The sequence below is a fragment of the Streptomyces sp. NPDC003284 genome, assembly GCF_053589675.1.
The window spans coordinates 484,465-502,029 of record NZ_JBSFSI010000003.1 but is presented as its reverse complement, the minus strand read 5'-3'; the positions used below and the strand labels follow the sequence as shown (position 1 = coordinate 502,029).

16 protein-coding genes are annotated in these 17,565 nt (G+C 74.8%); 1 reads left to right on the top strand and 15 read right to left on the bottom strand.

Annotated features, from left to right (window positions below; all coding sequences use genetic code 11):
* Positions 1-13 precede the first annotated feature (13 nt).
* The 9 genes from ACWDYF_RS09240 to ACWDYF_RS09200 all read right to left on the bottom strand — a co-directional run bounded on the left by ACWDYF_RS09240 (position 14) and on the right by ACWDYF_RS09200 (position 10,642).
* Complete coding sequence (locus tag ACWDYF_RS09240; protein ID WP_389462644.1) at positions 14-724, bottom strand: response regulator; 711 nt, start codon at positions 722-724, stop codon at positions 14-16.
* Positions 721-2,097 (bottom strand): sensor histidine kinase, encoded by a 1,377-nt coding sequence (locus ACWDYF_RS09235; RefSeq protein ID WP_389462645.1) that lies wholly within the window; start codon positions 2,095-2,097, stop codon positions 721-723. Before ACWDYF_RS09235 ends, ACWDYF_RS09240 begins: the two co-directional genes overlap by 4 nt.
* 152 nt (positions 2,098-2,249) lie before the next feature.
* Positions 2,250-2,924: a response regulator gene (locus ACWDYF_RS09230; protein ID WP_381740947.1), complete on the bottom strand. Its 675-nt coding sequence runs from the start codon at positions 2,922-2,924 to the stop codon at positions 2,250-2,252.
* A complete protein-coding gene (locus ACWDYF_RS09225) occupies positions 2,921-4,408 on the bottom strand; it encodes a sensor histidine kinase (protein WP_389462646.1) in 1,488 nt (495 codons plus the stop codon). Before ACWDYF_RS09225 ends, ACWDYF_RS09230 begins: the two co-directional genes overlap by 4 nt.
* Before the next feature lie 91 nt (positions 4,409-4,499).
* Positions 4,500-5,711: an acyltransferase family protein gene (locus ACWDYF_RS09220; RefSeq protein ID WP_389462875.1), complete on the bottom strand. Its 1,212-nt coding sequence runs from the start codon at positions 5,709-5,711 to the stop codon at positions 4,500-4,502.
* A 47-nt stretch (positions 5,712-5,758) separates the two neighbouring features.
* Entirely contained in the window at positions 5,759-6,679 is a 921-nt protein-coding gene (locus ACWDYF_RS09215; protein WP_389462876.1) for an alpha/beta hydrolase, read from the bottom strand.
* 550 nt (positions 6,680-7,229) lie between these two features.
* Entirely contained in the window at positions 7,230-8,216 is a 987-nt protein-coding gene (locus tag ACWDYF_RS09210; protein WP_389462647.1) for an alpha/beta hydrolase, read from the bottom strand.
* A gap of 232 nt (positions 8,217-8,448) precedes the next feature.
* Entirely contained in the window at positions 8,449-9,792 is a 1,344-nt protein-coding gene (locus ACWDYF_RS09205; protein WP_389462648.1) for a kynureninase, read from the bottom strand.
* A complete protein-coding gene (locus ACWDYF_RS09200) occupies positions 9,785-10,642 on the bottom strand; it encodes a tryptophan 2,3-dioxygenase family protein (protein WP_381741045.1) in 858 nt (285 codons plus the stop codon). Before ACWDYF_RS09200 ends, ACWDYF_RS09205 begins: the two co-directional genes overlap by 8 nt.
* Before the next feature lie 360 nt (positions 10,643-11,002).
* Between ACWDYF_RS09200 and ACWDYF_RS09195 the strand changes: the two genes are divergently transcribed.
* Positions 11,003-11,422: a DUF3151 domain-containing protein gene (locus ACWDYF_RS09195; protein ID WP_018569005.1), complete on the top strand. Its 420-nt coding sequence runs from the start codon at positions 11,003-11,005 to the stop codon at positions 11,420-11,422.
* Positions 11,423-11,525: 103 nt separating this feature from the next.
* On the opposite strand, the gene fbaA is transcribed toward ACWDYF_RS09195, so the two are convergent.
* The 6 genes from fbaA to ACWDYF_RS09165 form a co-directional block, all read right to left on the bottom strand.
* On the bottom strand, positions 11,526-12,557 hold the full coding sequence (gene fbaA / locus ACWDYF_RS09190; RefSeq protein WP_018569006.1) for a class II fructose-bisphosphate aldolase: 1,032 nt from the start codon (positions 12,555-12,557) through the stop codon (positions 11,526-11,528).
* Between the two features lie 193 nt (positions 12,558-12,750).
* A complete protein-coding gene (gene pyrE, locus ACWDYF_RS09185; protein WP_018569007.1) occupies positions 12,751-13,299 on the bottom strand; it encodes an orotate phosphoribosyltransferase in 549 nt (182 codons plus the stop codon).
* Positions 13,300-13,309: 10 nt separating this feature from the next.
* A complete protein-coding gene (locus ACWDYF_RS09180) occupies positions 13,310-14,098 on the bottom strand; it encodes an aldose epimerase family protein (protein ID WP_037894301.1) in 789 nt (262 codons plus the stop codon).
* Positions 14,099-14,200: 102 nt separating this feature from the next.
* Entirely contained in the window at positions 14,201-15,307 is a 1,107-nt protein-coding gene (locus ACWDYF_RS09175; protein WP_389462649.1) for an SRPBCC domain-containing protein, read from the bottom strand.
* Positions 15,308-15,352: 45 nt separating this feature from the next.
* Positions 15,353-16,030 carry a response regulator gene (locus tag ACWDYF_RS09170; protein WP_389462650.1) on the bottom strand — a complete coding sequence of 226 codons (678 nt, stop codon included), beginning with the start codon at positions 16,028-16,030 and terminating at the stop codon, positions 15,353-15,355.
* A complete protein-coding gene (locus tag ACWDYF_RS09165) occupies positions 16,027-17,268 on the bottom strand; it encodes a sensor histidine kinase (RefSeq protein WP_389462651.1) in 1,242 nt (413 codons plus the stop codon). Before ACWDYF_RS09165 ends, ACWDYF_RS09170 begins: the two co-directional genes overlap by 4 nt.
* Positions 17,269-17,565: the final 297 nt, after the last annotated feature.

Here is a 17,565-nt window from a genome sequence, read left to right as displayed (position 1 = left end):
CAGGGCTCGCCGCTCAGCCCGGTGTGACCAGCCGGGCCTCGTAGGCGAACACCGCCGCCTGGGTGCGGTCCCTGAGGCCCAGCTTCACCAGGACCCGGCTCACATGGGTCTTGATCGTGGACTCGGCGACCACCAGCCGCTCGGCCATCTCCGCGTTCGACAGGCCCTGCGCGATCAGCACCAGCACCTCCGTCTCCCGCTCGGTCAGGTCCCCGTAGGCCGCCCGGACGCCGCCCGCCGGGCGTGGCGGTGGTCCGGACATCCGGGAGAACTCCGTGATCAGCCGCCGGGTGACCGAGGGGGCGAGCAGCGCCTCGCCGGCCGCCACCACCCGCACCCCGTCGGCGAGCTGCCGCGCCGAGGCGTCCTTGAGCAGGAAGCCGGAGGCCCCGGCCCGGAGCGCCTGGTACACGTACTCGTCGAGGTCGAAGGTGGTCAGCACCAGCACCTTCGCGGTGCCGTCGGCGGCGACTATCTCCCGGGTCGCCTCGATGCCGTTCAGCTCCGGCATGCGGATGTCCATGAGCACCACGTCCGGCGACAGCTCGCGCACCCGCCGCACCGCCTCGCGTCCGTCGACGGCCTCGCCGACGACCTCGATGTCCGCCATGGCGTTGAGCAGGACCGAGAAACCCTCCCGCACCATCATCTGGTCGTCCGCGATCAGCACCCGGATCGGGCCCGCCGCCGCTCCGCCCGGCGCGCTCCCCGTGCCCGCCGTCATGCCGCGGCCCCGCCGCCGGTCCCGTCACCGGACGCGCGGTCGGACTCCCGGGGCACCGGCAGGAAGACCGCCACCTCATAACCCCCGTCGTCCGCCGGGGCCGCCGTCATCTCGCCGTTCAGCATGGAGACGCGCTCCCGCATGCCGGTGATGCCGTGTCCGCTGCCGGGCGAGGACTCGGCCAGGGGCCCGCCGGGCGCGGGGCCGTTGACGATCCGCAGACCGAGGCCGCCGAGGACATAGCCGACCTCGACCCGGGCGCTCGCGCCCGGCGCGTGCCGCAGGGTGTTGCTCAGGGCCTCCTGCACGATCCGGTACGCCGACAGCTCGACGCCCGGCGGGAGTTCGCGCACCGCGCCGGTCAGGGCCTTCTCCACGCACAGACCGGCCTCCCGCACGTTCTCCAGGAGGAGGTCCAGGTCCGCGAGGGTGGGCTGCGGGGCCTCCGGGGCCTCGTAGTCCTCGGCGCGGACGACACCGAGGACCCGGCGCAGCTCGGTGAGGGCCGCCACCGCGTTCTCCCGGATGGTGGCGAACGCCTTCGCCAGCTCCGGTGGCGGGTCCTGGACCCGGTAGGGGGCGGCCTCGGCCTGGATGGCGACCACGGACATGTGGTGCGCCACGACGTCGTGCAGCTCGCGGGCGATGGTGGTGCGCTCCTCCAGCAGGGTGCGGCGCGAGCGCTCGTGCGCGGTCACCGTCTGCTGGGCGCTCACCGTCTGCTCGGCGTCCCTGCGTATGTGCCAGACGGTGACGGCCAGCAGCAGGAGGGCGGACACCAGCAGCATGGGCGCCGAGTTGTTGCTGAAGTGGTAGCCGAGCACGGACTCGGCGGCGACCGTGTAGAACACAGTGATCAGCCACATCCAGGCCGCCGTGCGCGGCCGGGTGCGCAGGGCCACGACCGTGAGCACCGTCAGGTAGGAGATGAAGTCGGGCGGCTGCCAGGGCCACAGGCCGTAGCCACCGGCGAGCACCGACGAGAGCGCGGTCACGGCCAGCGCCAGCCAGAAGGCCAGGGCCGGACGGACCAGGGTCACCAGCGGCGGGACCAGGACCGCCAGCGCGTAGAACGGAGCCGCCACGCCGCCCTGCGCACCGAGCCAGGCGGCGATCATGGTCAGCACGCCGATGCCCGCCACCAGGATGTGCGGTGTGTGCGCCGCGTACTCGCGCAGGCGGCCCGGCAGCCGGCCGGTCAGCGGGCCGTCGACCCTCATGCGGGGCAGCGGCCGGTACACGGAGGCGTCGTGGAACAGGTCCTGGCGCAGCCCCCGCAGCGCGTTGGCCGCGAGGCGGTACTCCGGGCTGCGGGGTTTGTACGGGCTGAACGCGCCGTCCGGCGCCGTCTGCGTCTGAGTCGTCTCGGTCACGATGAAAACGGTAGGCGGCGGCGAGGGCCGCGGTCGTCCCCTTGGAGAGGGGTCCTGCCGCATCCCTCTCAGGTACTACGGGTACGGTCCGCGGCCGCGCGCACGGTCCGCGGCGGCGGGTTCCCCCGGCCGGTGGCCGCCGCCGCCCGCGCTCAGTACCCCGAGGGACGGACCAGCCCCGACTCGTACGCGAACACGGCCGCCTGCGTGCGGTCCCGCAGGCCCAGCTTCACCAGGATGCGGCCGACGTGCGTCTTCACCGTCTGCTCGGCGACGACGAGGTGCTCGGCGATCTCCGCGTTGGACAGGCCCTGGGCGATCAGGCTGAGCACCTCCGTCTCCCGCTCGGTGAGGTCGCCGACACGGGCCTTCAGGGGGGCGCGGGGCTTGCCGTTCATCCGGGAGAACTCGGCGATCAGCTTGCGCGTGATGCCCGGTGCCAGCAGCGCGTCACCGGCCGCGACCACGCGGACCGCCTCGGCCAGCTGGTCGGCGGAGGCGTCCTTGAGGAGGAACCCGGACGCGCCCGCGCACAGCGCCTCGTACACGTACTCGTCGAGGTCGAAGGTGGTGAGCACCAGGACCTTCGTGCCGGGGGTGGCCGCGGTGACGCGGCGGGTGGCCTCGATGCCGTTCAGCTCGGGCATGCGGATGTCCATGAGGACGACGTCCGGGGCGGACGCGGCGACCTTGGCGACGGCGTCCAGCCCGTCCACGGCCTGGCCGACCACCTCGATGTCCGGCTGGGTGTCGAGCAGCACGGTGAAGCCCTGCCGGACCATCTGCTGGTCGTCGGCGATGAGGACGCGGATGGTGCCGCTGCTCATGGGTTCTCTTCTCCTGTCCGGGGCGGTGGGCCGGGATCGGGCGCGGCCTCTGGGGCGGCGGGCCCGGTCGGCAGTTCGAGGTACATGACGGGAACGCTGTCCGGGTCCGGGTGGACCACGGAGAGGACGTTGCCCGGGAGCGGGGTCGGCTCGGTGTCCGGGACCGTGCCGTCACGGGGCAGGAAGGCGGTGACCGCGAACCCTCCGTGCAGGGTTCTGGTCGCGGTGACGTTCCCGCCCAGCATGCCCGCCCGCTCGCGCATGCCGAGCAGACCGTGCCCGGCGCCCGGGGACGGCGCGACGGGATACCGCGGACGCGAGTTGATCACACTCATGTGCAGACCGGCGCGGTCGTGGGCGACCTCGACGCGGACCGTCGACCCCGGCGCGTGCCGCAGCGCGTTGCTCAGCGCCTCCTGGACGATCCGGTACGCCGAAAGCTCCACGCCCGGCGGATAGGGCTCCGCGGCGTCCCGGGCGTCCGTGACCTCCATGGAGACGGTCAGCCCCGCGGTGCGGGTGTTCTCCACGAGCGCGCCGAGGCGGTCGAGGGTGGGCTGCGGGGCCCGGGGAGCGGCGCTCGTCCCGGACTCCCCCAGGCCGTAGGGGTCGTCCGGGTCGGCCGAACGCAGCACGCCGAGGACCCGGCGCAGCTCGGCGAGCGCCTCCAGGGCGTTCTGCCGGATGCCGGCGAGGTTCTCCCTCAGCTCGTCCGAGGGGTGCGGGGTGAGATGGGGAGCGACCTGCGCCTGGATGGAGATGACCGACATGTGGTGGGCGACCACGTCGTGCAGTTCCCGGGCGATACGGCTGCGCTCCTCCAGGAGGGTGCGCCGGGACCGCTCCTCGGCCGTGATCGTGGTCTGCTCCACGAGCTGGGAGCGGGCCTCGCGCAGGCCGCGCAGGGCGCCGCCGACCAGGACGGCCACGGCGAACACGACGAACGCCGCGATCCCGGTGCCGGTGACCCTCTGGGCACCCAGGACACCCTCAAGGCCGTAGGTCGCCAGCCCGGTGACCAGCAGCGCGGCGACCGCGTGCCGGGCCGGCAGCCGCAGCGCGAACAGGATCAGCACGGCGGTGTGCGCGGCCAGCTCCGGTACGGTCCACGGCCAGCTCGGACCGCCGCCCGGTGCCAGGCCGGTCGGGGCGGGGGCCGGTATGTCCAGGTGGAAGGCGAGCAGCAGGGACTCGCGTCCCCAGACGGCGGTGGCCACCGCCGCGCCCAGGGACAGCGCCCAGGCCAAGGCCGGCCGCCACAGGGCCAGGACGACGGCGGTGGCCTGGGCGGCCCCCGCGGCGAAGCCGAACTGCGCGGTGAACCGGTAGTTGTGGGCCATCTCCCGGCCGCCCTCCAGCGGCAGGAACAGCGCGAGCCAGAGGACCACCAGATAGACCAGCCCCCGCAGCCAGCGGTACCGGGACAGGGGCGGGGACAGCGGTGAAGGGCGGTCGCCCAGCGTCGTACGGAGGCGTCGCAGCACGCCGCCCAGCCTAGGGTCTTCCGTTCGGGCCGGAGCGGCTGAGGGAGCGCTGCCAGGGTCCGCGAGCCCGGCATGATCCGACCGAGAGGACCTAGGCACGGCGCGGCCCCCGCTGGGACGCCGGAGGTCTGCCGCGGTGCACGCGGATCACCCGGGACGGCCGGTTCCGGGGGCGGCGCGGGCCCTGCTCGCAGCCGCGGAAGGCGGTCCGGCAGACGCCGAGCGCCAGGGCGAAGACCGGGAGCCAGACCAGCCGGGACGCGATCCAGCCCGGACCGTCGGGGACGGTGTGCAGACCGGGGAGGCGGCCCGCGAACAGGCCCGTGGCCGTGACCGCCATCAGGGCCGTCTGGTGCCACAGGAAGATCGTCATGGCGGACAGGTTGACCGCGGCCACGGCCGTCCAGGCCAGCGGGCGGCGCATCGCCCGGCCGAGCCGCTCGCGCAGCAGCAGGGCCAGGCCGCACTGGGCCAGGCCGAAGGTGACGGCGGCCAGGGTCGGCGGGTCGAGGTTGGAGACCGCCGCGCCCGGGACGCCGACCATCGACGCCGGGTATCCGGCACCCGCGACGAGGAGCACGGTGGCCGCCGCGCCGCCGGTCAGCAGCAGCCAGGCCGCGCGGCGGCCGCGCAGCTCGCCGCGGGTCCACGCCGCGCCCAGGGTGTACGGCACCAGCCAGCCGGCGGGCAGGTTCAGCCAGCCGAGCCAGCCGGGCGCGCCGAGTCCGAAACGCAGGAGGTCCACATGGAGGACGACGGCCAGCGGCCACAGCGGGTTGAGCCGGACCAGCAGCGGGGTCGCGGCCGTCAGCGCGGCGAAGACCAGGAGGAACCACATGGGGGACAGCGCCAGCTTGACGAGGGTGCGGACCGTGCCCGGGTCCGCACCGGTCAGCAGCAGGGCGCCCGCGGCGAGCGCCCACACCGTCAGGACCGCGGCGGCCGGCCGGAACAGCCGGGACAGCCGCTGGCTCAGCCACCGCGGGTAGGTGACCCCCCGGGCCCGCGCCGAGACATATCCTCGGGTCGCCACATGGCCGCCGACCAGGAAGAACACGGCGAGGGTCTGGAAGACCCAGGAGACGGGCGCCAGCCAGGGCATGTGCTGGAGGGGGCTCGCGGTGTGCAGCGCCGGGTGCGATCCGGTGCCGCCGCCCGCGACCAGGGCCGTGACCAGCCAGTGGCCGAGGACCACACCGAGGATCGCGAACGCGCGCAGCGCGTCCACCGCCCGGTCCCGCCGGGGCGGGGTGGCCTCGTCGGTCCGCCGGGCCGCGGCCCGTATCCGGTCGGGCAGGGTCATGCGGGCGCGCACGGCGGGCGCGGGCCCGGACGCACGGGTCGTGTCGGTCACCGCTCCTCCTCGGGGGTGCCCCGGTCGACGGGGGTGCCCAGCACGATCCGGGCCAGGTTGGTCAGCGACGGGGAGCCGGGGGTGAAGTAGGCGCTGTGGCCTCCCGCCCCGGCCGGGAAGACCCGGGCGCCGAAGGCCGGGTCCATGGGGTCGGCGCCCAGGCCGACGGTCGTGCCGAACAGGTCGGCCCGCACATGGGGCACATGCGCCACCCAGTCGTCGGCGCCGCGGGCCGCCCACACCCGGGCCGGGGTGTGCAGCGCGGCCACGGAGGCGGCTCCCGTGCCGGGGCTGCCGACGAGGGCGATGTCGGAGACGTCGAGGCCGGTGGCGGCCGCGCCGCAGACCACCGAACCGTAGGAGTGGCACACCAGGGTGAGGCGGGCCGGGCGGCCCGGCGCATCCGTGACCGTCCGCAGGTCCCGCACCAGCCGCCTCAGGTGCGGGGCCGCCTGCTCGGCGCGGCCGGGGGTGAGGACGGTGGTGCTGACGGTGGCGGGGGTGCGGTAGCCGAGCCAGGCGACGACCGCCGGGTGCGTCCCGGCCGGGGCCCGGCGGGTCAGCTCGCGGTACAGGGACAGCGCACCGGACCGGAATCTGCCCCAGGTGTCGAGCGAGGTGTCGGAGCCGGGGACGAGGACGGCCACCCGGTCGGCGTGCGCCAGGTCGCCCAGTACCTCGCTGGCCAGGCCCGGTCCGCGTCCGTCGAAGGCCAGCAGCCGACGGGCGGGCGAGGCCAGCTCCCGGTCCACGGCGGCGCGGTGCGTGTCGCCGTGGGCGGCGGCCATGCGGGACGCCTGCGCGGCGTTGGCGCGGTTGGCCGCGTAGTCCGCCTCCAGCGTGGCCCGGGTCGGGGCGGCGAGGGCCGCGGGAGCCGGGGCGGGGATCTCCGGACGGGCCGCCCCCGACAGGGGCACGACCACCGCCGCGATGACGAGAACGGCGAGCAGGGCGCGCCGCCGTCCCCGTGCGCGATGCCCCCGGCGGGCCGGGGACGCCGCCTCCGACTCCGCCTCCGCCTCTGGCGCCGCGCAAGTGCCGCCCGCCGTGCGGGACTCGTCACCCGCACGCGGCCCGGCCGCCTTCGTACAGGCCGTCTCCGTACAGGCCGCCTTCGTACAGGCTGCCCCCGCACAGGCCGTCTCCGTCCCCGGCGCCGCCCGCGACCGCTCCCGCGCCGCGCCCGGCCTCAGGACCGGCCCTAGTCCCCGTCCCCGCCCCGGCTCAAGCCCCATGGCCCGTCTCCCCCTCAGCCCGGCCCGCTCACCGGGCTCGCCTGGAAGGGAAATTACGGATCCGGGGACGTCGCTCGCGTCCCGCCACGGAGCTGTCCTCCGCCGTAGCTCTCAGGTACTACAGGTACTAGGGGTATGACCGGACCGGCCCCGACCCCGGGCCCAGCCCCGGCCCCAGGCACAGGACCGCAGCAACCAACCCCGACCCGAACCGGCCCCGCACCCGACCGCCTCACCAGGCCAGTTGGGCGATCTCCTCCGCCACCACCGCGCAGGCGTCCGCCGCCGGGTCGATCAGCGGGAAGTGGCCGACCTCCCCCAGCAGGGTCAGGCCCACCACCTCGCCCGCCTTGGCCGCCGCCTCCGTGTACGACTCCGCGACCGCCTGCGGCACCTCCACGTCGGACCGTCCCTGCACCACCGTCGTCGCGATGCCGGTCGGCAGCAGCAGGGCCGGATCGGCGTACGCCCTGCGGGCGGCGAACCCGTCGGCACCGCCGAGGAGTTGGAGCGCCGCCCCGCCGCACACCCCGAGTTTCCCGGCGACCTCGAAGTCGGCGATCGGTGCGAGGGCGACCACGCCGCGCAGCGGGACGGGGCGGTCCGTGCGCCAGGGCGCGTCGGCGGGCAGGACGTGCCGGGCCGCCGCCCACAGGGCGAGCTGGCCGCCCGCCGAGTGCCCGGTCAGCACCGTGCGCCGCGGGTCCGCCCGGGGCACGGCCTCGCGCACCAGGGCGGGCAGCGCGTCGAGCGCCGCGGCCACGTCGTCGAAGGTGTCCGGCCAGCGGCCCGCCACCGGGCCCGCGTCCGCCCCGCCCGCGGTCTGCGCGGCGGACGTGCCGCCGCGCCGGTACTCGACGTTGGCCACGGCGAAGCCCCGGCGCGCGAGGAAGTCCGCGAACGGGGTGATGTGGCGGCGGTCGTACGGCGCCCGCCAGGCGCCGCCGTGCAGCACCACCACCAGCGGAGCCGACCCGGGCGCCTCCCCGCGCACCGCACCGGCCCCCGGGCGCGGGGCGTAGAAGTCGATCACCTGGTCCGGGTGGTCGCCGTACGCGGCGGTGGCGTCCGGGTCCACGGCCGGGAGGGACAGGAGGGCCGCCTCCTCCGCCGCGGCACGCGTCTGCGCCGTACGAGCGGCGTCGGCACGGTCTGCGGCGGCACCGCCCGCGGTGTTCTGCGACTGCGCGGCATCGCGGGGTGCGGCGGCGTCCGGCATGCTCCAACCTCTCAGCGGCGTAACGTACTTGGGACGGACGAGGAATGGTGTTCGGCCGTTGGCCGGGACGGTATCAGGCCGGTGACGTGGGCCTACACGCGGATGTCACGCTCGGTGAGGTGCGCGCGGAGGGCAGCGGCGGGGCCGCGGGCGGCTCCCCGCGCGCACCGGCCCGAAGACCGCCGGGGAACCGCCCCACCGCCCGCACCTCACCAGGCGTCGGCGCCCGCGCCTACTCCTCGCCGGGTGCCTCCGCCAGCACCTCCGCCAGCACCCGTGCCGCGCGCTCCGCGTCGCCGAACCCGACGTAGAGCGGCGTGAAGCCGAAGCGGAGGACGTCCGGGCGGCGGAAGTCGCCGACCACGCCCCGTTCGATCAGCCGCTTCATCACGGGCCCCGCGTCGGGGCAGCGCAGGGCGATCTGGCTGCCGCGCAGGCCGTGCTCCGCCGGGGTCACGCACTCCACACGCCCGGCGGGCACGTACGCCGCGACGCACTCCAGGAAGAAGTCCGTGAGCGCGAGGGACTTGGCCCGCACCGCCTCGATCGGCACCCCGTCCCAGACCTCCAGCGAGGCTTCGAGGGCGAGCAGGGAGAGGATGTCGGGCGTGCCGACCCGGCCGCGCAGCGCGCCGTGCGCCGGTTCGTACTCCGGGCGCATGCCGAAGGGCTCGGCGTGCGAGTTCCAGCCGGGCAGCGGCGAGTCGAACCGCTCCTGGAGGTCCTGGCGGACGTACAGGAAGGCCGGTGACCCCGGGCCGCCGTTCAGGTACTTGTAGGTGCAGCCCACCGCCAGGGCGACGCCGTGCTCGTCCAGGCCGATGGGCAGGGCGCCCGCGCTGTGGCACAGGTCCCAGACGGCGTACGCGCCCGCCGCGTGCACGGCGGCCGTGAGCGACGGCAGGTCGTGCAGGCGGCCGGTGCGGTAGTCGACGTGGTTGAGCAGGACCGCCGCGGTCCGCCCGGACAGGGCGCCCGGCACCTCGGCGGGCGCCACGGGACGCACCTCGCAGCCGGTCATCCGGGCCGCGGAGCGCGCGATGTACCCGTCCGTGGGGAAGGTGGTCGCGTCGACCAGGATCTCGTCCCGCGCGGACCCCTCGCCGCCCCCGCCGCCCTCGCCACCCTGGCCGCCCTGGCCGCCCTGGCCGCTCCCGCCCGTCTCGCGGGCCATCCGCACGGCCGCGACCAGCGCCTTGAAGACGTTGACGCTCGTCGAGTCGCCCACCACGATCCGGCCCGGCGCCGCTCCGACCAACGGGGCGATCCGGTCGCCGATCCGTTCGGGCGCGGTCCACCAGCCGCTCTCGTCCCAGGAGCGGATGCGCAGCTCGCCCCACTGGCGGCGGACGACGTCGGCGACCCGGTCCGGTACGTGCGCCGGGAGCGCGCCCAGCGAGTTCCCGTCGAGGTAGACGACGTCGTCCAGGACGAACCGCTCGCGCACGGCGGCCAGCGCGTCGGCCGCGTCGAGCTTCTCCGCCCTGCCCGCGAGGGCATCGCCCGGCACCGGCTTCTCGGACACCTCGGACACCTCAGACGCCTCTGACGTCTCGGACACCTGGATCTCAGACATGGGACCTCGCCGTCCACAGCTCGGGAAAGACGTTCTTCTGCGCGCGCTTCTCCAGCCAGGCCACCCCGGCGGAGCCGCCCGTGCCGGACTTGGCACCCATCGCGCGCCGGGTGGCGACCAGGTGGTCGTTGCGCCATCGCCACACCAGCTCGGCCACGTCCGTCAGCGCCTCGCCGAGACGGGCGAGCTGATCGGCCTCGTCACCGGCGTAGAGCGCCGTCCAGACGGCCTCCACCTCGGGCGACGGCTCGTAGCGCAGGGTGAGGTCGCGGTGCAGGACGGCGTCCGGGACCGGATGCCCGCGCCGCGCGAGCAGCCGCAGGACCTCGTCGTACAGGCTCGGCTCGTGCAGCGCCTTCTCCAGCTCGGCGTGGACGCGGGGGGCGCCGCGGTGCGGGACGAGCATCGACGCGGACTTCTCGCCGAGCAGGAACTCCATGCGCCGGTACATCGCCGACTGGAACCCGGAGCCCTCCCCGAGAGCGCTCCGGTAGCTGTTGAACTGGGTGGGGGTGAGCTGGCCGAGCGGTTTCCAGGAGGCGTTCAGCGCGTCCAGCTCGCGTACGGACCGCTTCAGCGCGGCGGTCGCCGTGGGGACGTCGTCGGCGCGCAGCGCGCGGGCCGCGGTCTCCCACTCGTGGACGATGACGGTGAACCACAGCTCCATGACCTGGGAGGTGACCAGGAAGACCATCTCGCCGGGGTCGTCGGAGAGGGTGTGCTGGAGGTGGGTGAGGACGTCCGCCCTGACGTAGTCCTCGTAGGGCGTGGTGCCTTCGAAGTCGAGATGCGGGGTCTCGGGCTCAGCTGCCTCGGCGGGCCGGGGGGTCGGTCGAGCCTGGTGGGACATCGCTGTCTCCTGCATGTACTCCGGGTAGCGGTCCGCCCCTGCCGATGCCGGCACGGGGGCCCCGGTCCCCACCCGCATCCTGCGCAGCCTCGGCACAGATCGCAAGGCCGGACCGGTGCCCCGCACCTCCGTCCGGCACCCGGCCCGCCCCCCTCCGGCACCGTCCGCCCCCCTCCGGCACCGTCCGGCACCGGCGCAGTCCCCACCGTGCACGCGCCCCACTCGCACGCGTGCGTGCACGCGTGCGCGCACGCGAACCGACCAGCCCGCAGCATCCCGTCACCGACCGGCCCGCAGCGCCGCGTCACCGACCGGGCAACGGCGTCCCGGCTGCCGGGCGCCGGGTGGCAGACTGCTTTCATGACCACGCACAAGAACCTGCTGGGCGGCCCGGAGCCGACCTACCTCCCGGAGAACGAGGACGCCTACCGCCTGCTGGGCGAGGAGTCCCGCTCGCCGGCCGAGGTCGCGGCGAAGCATCCGACGTTCTCGCTGGCCTGGGCGATGCTCGCCGACGACGCGTTCGAGGAGGGGCGGGTCGTCGCGTCGTACGCGTACGCGCGCACCGGGTACCACCGCGGTCTCGACCAGCTCCGCCGGGCCGGCTGGAAGGGGCACGGCCCCATCCCCTGGGACCACCGCGCCAACCGCGGATTCCTGCGCTGCCTGGCCGCCCTCGCGCGTGCCGCCGGGGAGATCGAGGAGACCGACGAGGCGGAGCGGTGCCGGCAGTTCCTCCAGGACAGCAGCGCGGAGGCGTACGCCGAGCTGAAGCGCTGACCCGCCCCGCGCCCGCCCCCGGACACACAGCGAGCCCGCGCCGGACGGCGCGGGCTCGCTGGTGCGTCGGGGGCGGGCGCGCGGAACGAACCGCCCCGGTCGGCTACTTGATGCGGGTGCCGGTCGAGCGCAGGTTGCCGCAGGCCTCCACCACGCGCGCGGCCATGCCGGCCTCGGCCAGCTTGCCCCAGGTGCGCGGGTCGTAGGTCTTCTTGGAGCCGACCTCGCCGTCGACCTTGAGGACGCCGTCGTAGTTCTTGAACATGTGGTCGACGACCGGACGGGTGAAGGCGTACTGGGTGTCCGTGTCGATGTTCATCTTGACCACGCCGTTCTCCAGCGCGGTGCGGATCTCCTCCTCCGTGGAGCCGGAGCCGCCGTGGAAGACGAAGTCGAACGGCTTGCTGCCCGCGGGGCGGCCGTACTTGGCGGCGATGCCCTCGTTCAGCTCCTTGAGGAGGTCGGGGCGCAGGACGACGTTGCCCGGCTTGTACACACCGTGCACGTTGCCGAAGGAGGCGGCCAGCAGGTAGCGGCCCTTGTCGCCCAGGCCCAGCGCCTCGGCGGTGCGGACCGCGTCGTCGACCGTGGTGTACAGCGAGTCGTTGATCTCGTGGGAGACGCCGTCCTCCTCACCGCCGGTCGGGGTGATTTCCACCTCCAGGATGATCTTGGCGGCGCGAGCCTGCTCCAGCAGCTCCTGCGCGATCCGGAGGTTGTCGGCGAGGGTCTCCGCGGAGCCGTCCCACATGTGGGACTGGAACAGCGGGTCGAGACCGGCCTCGACGCGCTTCTTGGAGAGCGCGAGCAGCGGACGCACGTACCCGTCGAGCTTGTCCTTCGGACAGTGGTCGGTGTGCAGCGCGATGTTGACCGGGTACTTCTCGGCGATGATGTGCGCGTACTCGGCCAGGGCCACGGCACCGGTGACCATGTCCTTGCTGTACTGGCCGCCCAGGAACTCGGCACCACCCGTGGAGATCTGGACGATGCCGTCGCTCTCCGCCTCGGCGAAACCGCGCAGGGCCGCGTTCAGGGTCTGCGAGGACGTCACGTTGATGGCCGGGTAGGCGAACTTGCCTGCCTTCGCCCGGTCGAGCATCTCGTTGTAGACGTCGGGGGTTGCGATGGGCATCTGTCCGCTCCTTGTATGTGCGGGGTGCGTTCTGCGTACTTACGGCCCTGACCTAGGGAGTGACGTCATCGTCGGCCCCATCTTCGCAGACGGAGCCGGATGGTTCGGACACCCTGTCCAGCCTGTGGATGACCGGGTCGCCCCGCCTGTGGACAACCGTCTCGCGGGGCCGCGGCGGGCGCCCCGGCCCCCGTCAGTCCAGGCCCAGGTCGTCCTTGGAGTACGCGAACACGTACGGCACGCCCGCCTGCTCGGCGACCGCCTCGGCGGCGCCGGTGGCCCGGTCCACGATCGTGGCGACGGCGACGACCTCGGCGCCCGCCTCGCGCAGCGCCTCCACGGCGGTCAGCACCGAACCGCCGGTGGTGGAGGTGTCCTCCACGGCGAGCACCCGGCGGCCCGCCACCTCGGTGCCCTCGATCCGGCGCTGGAGGCCGTGCGCCTTGCCCGCCTTGCGCACGACGAACGCGTCGAGCGTCCTGCCGCGCGCGGCGGCGGCGTGCAGCATCGCCGTGGCCACCGGGTCGGCGCCCAGGGTCAGGCCGCCGACCGCCTCGAAGTCCAGGTCGGCGGTCAGGTCGAGCATGACCTGACCGACCAGCGGGGCCGCCACGCCGTCCAGGGTGATGCGGCGGAGGTCGACGTAGTAGTCGGCCTCCTTCCCCGACGACAGGGTCACCTTGCCGTGCACCACGGCCTTGTCCTTGATCTGTTGCAGCAGCTCGCCGCGAACGTCGCTCATGGCAGTCAGCTTAGAGGCGGCGCCAGGACCAGGTCGTCGTCGCCTCCAGCGGCTCCAGGGGCGTGACCAGGCGCGGACAGGTGTTGAGCCCGTCCGGCGGCCCGGTCTGCGGCTCCACGCACACCGCGGCCTCCTGCTCGTCGTAGACCACGACCCACTCCTCGGGGCTGGTCACCTCCAGCTCCAGCCGCTCGGGCCAGGTGAGGGTGACGCCGACACCGCCGGGCATGCCGAAGCAGTCGTCCCAGGGGCCGGGCAGCGGGTCGATGCGACGGCCGGTGGGCAGGTGGTCGCCGCCGCGCTCCTCCTGCCAGGCGGGCGTGAAGTCGAGGCGCACGTCCTGCCCGTCCAGGGTGCGGTTGAACCACGGGTGCCAGCCGATCTGCGCCGGGAACGACGAGTCGTACGTCTCCACGGCCATCGACAGCGTCAGCGCGTCCTCGGACAGCGCGACCACCTGGGTGATCCGGCCGGGGTAGGGCCACGGCTCGCCGAGGTCGTACGTCAGCACCGCCTCGTTCTCCGACACGCGGGCCGTCTTCCAGACGCCGTCGCGCGCCGTGCCGTGGATGGCGTGCGGCGGGGAGTTGAGCGGCATCTGGTGGACGGTGGCGCCGTCCCGGAACCTGCCCTCCCGGATCCGGCCGCACCAGGGGACCATCGGGAAACAGCCGAACCGGTCGCCCTGGCGGAGCAGTTCGAGGCCGCCCACCCGGAGTCCGCCGATGCGGGCGCCGTGCCCCGGCCGTACGGTCGCTTCCGCGTCGCCCGCGGTCAGCGTGATGTCGTCGTCGCTCACGCGACGAGGCTACTGGGCCGGTCGGGAGAACACGGGCGGTACCGGCCGCCGCTCCGACGCGCGCCGGGGCCGCGCCGGACCCGCACCGGACCCGCGCCGGGGTCAGCGGCGCCGCCTGAGTGCCCGGCCCACGACGATCGCGCCGGCCACCATCAGGGCGGCGGCGGGGGCGGCCCAGCGCAGGGTGGAGTGGGCGGAGACGGTGAGGGGGGCGGGCACGGGGGCGTAGCGACCGCGCGGCGGGGCGTGGTCCACCTCCTCCGCGCTGCGTCCGATCATCGTGCGCCGGGCGTGCGCCGCCTCGGCGGGCGGGGTGCCGGCCGAGCCGAAGTCGTCGTCGGCGGGCAGACCGCCGGGACCGGCGGGACCTACGGGACCGGGGGGAAGGCCCTGGTCCGTGCCACCGCCCGCCGCCGCGCCTTCGCTCGCCTCCGGGCCCTCGCCCGGATCCCGGCCCAGGTCCTCGCCCGCGCCCTCGTCGCTGTCGTCGCTGTCATTGATGCCGTCGCTGTCGTCGCTGTCGTCGTCGGTGGCATCGGACGCGTCCTCGTCGTCGGCCAGCGGGTCCAGCGACGACGGCGGGACCTCGGTGTCGAAGACGGAGCGGTGCCCGGACGGTTCGGCGGGTTCCGTACCGTCGATACGGTCGGCGGCGCTCGTGTCCGTGTCCTCACCAGCATCCGGGCCGGGCGGCGGCACCGGGGCGTCGTCCGCGTCCGGACCGGCCTCGAAGTCGCCGGTCGCCGCCGGGGCGAAGTCCTCCGTGGCCGACGACCGGACGGACTCGGCGGCGCCCGCCGCCAGGTTGTGCGCGAAGCGGTGCAGCAGCCGGGTCGCGGCGGACCGTACGGCGTCCGGGGCCAGCCCGGCGGCCCGGCCCCCGGCGGAGGCGGTGCCGCCGAAGACGAGGGCGGTGCCCTCGTCGGTGTCGCGGAGGCCGAGGGTGAGCCCGATCCTCACCGCACCGCTGCCGCGCGACTCGGTCGCCTCGCCCTCGACGGCGTACCCGCCGTCGTCGCGGGGGCGGACCCGCAGCGTGCCCCGGTAGGTGATGGAGTGGCCGCCGATACGCACCTTCAGCCGGCCGGCGACGGGCTCGGCCCCCGCCTCCTGCTGAAGCCCGGGTACCGCGCGGGCCACCCGCGCGGGATCGGCGAGCACCGCCCGCAGCCGCCGGGCCGGAACCGGAACGAACACCTCGTGCTCCATGTCAGCCGAGATTACCCAGTGGCGCGCCGGATTACCCTCCGACGGTCAGGTCTCGCTCCCCGGGCGCACCAGGCCCGTCTCGTAGGCGAGCACCACCGCCTGGGCGCGGCTGGCGAGGCCGAGCTTGGTCATGGTCCGGTTGAGGTGCGTCTTGACCGTGGCCTCGCTGATGAAGAGGCGGTCGGCGGCCTCGGCGTTGGTCAGGCCGCGGGCGACCAGGCGTAGCACCTCGACCTCCCGGGAGGTCAGCGCGCCCAGCCGGGACGGCGGGCCCGCGGGCTCGGCCGGGGTGTCCGGGCGCTGGGTGAACGCCTCCACCAGGCGCCGGGTGACGCCGGGCGCGAAGAGCGAGTCGCCGCCGTGCACGGCGGTCACCGCGGCCAGCAGCCGTTCGGGCCCTGCGTCCTTCAGCAGGAAGCCCGACGCACCGGCCCGCAGGGCGTCGTACACGTACTCGTCGAGGTCGAAGGTGGTGAGGATCAGGATGCGCGGTGCCGGGCCCCGCGCCTCGGCGAGGATCCGGCGGGTCGCCTCGATGCCCGTCGTCCCGGGCATCCGGATGTCCATGAGGATCACGTCCGGGCGGATCCGCGCGGCCAGCGCCACGGCCTCGGCGCCGTCCGCCGCCTCCCCGGCGACCTCCATCCCGGGGGCGGCGCGCAGCAGCGCGGCCAGTCCGCTGCGGACGAGGAACTGGTCGTCCACCACCAGCACTTGGATCATTCCGTGTCGGCGCCTCCCCGGCGTGCGGCCTGTTCCGGCGGTGGTGTCGGAAGGGTCAGGCGCACACCGAATCCCCCCTCGCGCCGCGGTCCGACGGCGATCGTCCCGTCGTAGAGCTTGGCGCGCTCGCGCATACCGATCAAGCCATGGCCGCCGGTCCCGGCCGTTCTGGCTCGATTCCCTCCGTCATCGGTCACCGAAACCGTCAACTCGTGCGGCAGATAGACGAGTTCTACGTCCGCGCGGGCGCCCGGGGCGTGCTTCAGCACGTTCGTCAGGGCCTCCTGGACCACCCGGTAGACGCACAGCTGCACTCCCGGGGGCAGCGGCCGGGGGGTGCCGCGGATCCGTACGCCGACGCGGACGCCCCCGGCCCGGACCCGTTCCACCAGCTCCCCCAGCCGGTCGAGGCCGGGGGCCGGCTCGGTGGCGGCGCCGCCCTCCCGGAGGCCGTAGATCTCGCCGGTCCCGGGGGTCCTGCCGGTCCCGCCGGTCCCGGCGGCTCCTTCGGCTCCTTCGGCTCCTTCGGCTCCTTCAGCGCGCAGCAGCCCCAGCATCCGCCGCAGCTCGGCCAGGGCCTCGCCGCCCGCCGCGCCGATGGTGGTGAGTGCCTGGCGGGCGGTGCGGGTGTCGGTGTCGAGGACGAACCGGGCGAGGCCCGCCTGAATGGTGATCACGGCCATGTGGTGGGCGATCACGTCGTGCAGTTCGCGCGCGATCCGCACCCGCTCCCCGGCGACCTCGCGCCGGGCCCGCTCGGCCTGTTCGGCCCGCAGCCGCACGGTCAGCTCGGCGGACCGGCGGGCGACCTGGCCGAACCGCCACAGGACGAGCGGGTAGCCGACGGCCTGGCCGACGACGGACGCCATGGTGTCGGAGTGGCTGACCACTCCGGCGTAGACCCAGGTCCCGCCCAGCAGCACGGCGCAGACGGCGGCGGTCCGGGCGGGGCGGGCGGCGGCCACCGTGTAGAGGGCGACCATGGCGGCGGGCGTGTCCACCACCGGCCAGTGGCCGAGCGCCACATACGCGATCCAGCACAGATGAACGAAGAGGAAGACGCCGAGCGGGGCCCGGCCGCGCAGGGCGAGCGACAGATTGGCCAGGGCGACGAGGGCCCAGGCGGCGGGGTCGAACGGCGGCCACCCCTGGGCGGCGGCCTCGGCACCGAGCAGGCCCGCCACGGCCGTCGCCACCAGGGCCGTCAGGCCGTCGACCGCGCGGGGGTGAATCCGCATCGCCGGAGCGTAGACCCCGTGCACGGGCCGCCGCGTCACCCCTGCGCCGTACCGCGGAAGGTGGAGGCGGACGGCGGAAGTACCGCACAGGTTGACGGCGCCTCCACCCCTGGCGGGATGCGCGGGTCCCCGGCGGCCCGTAGGTTCGTGCGGCGACGGCGTCACGCGGGACGTACGGGGGACGTACGGGAGATACCGGGGATACCGGGGATACCGGGGACACCGGCGACGTACGCGGAACCGCGGGGTGCCGTCCGACGGGGGAGGCGCTTGGGGGTACGGCGGCCCGTCCCGCTC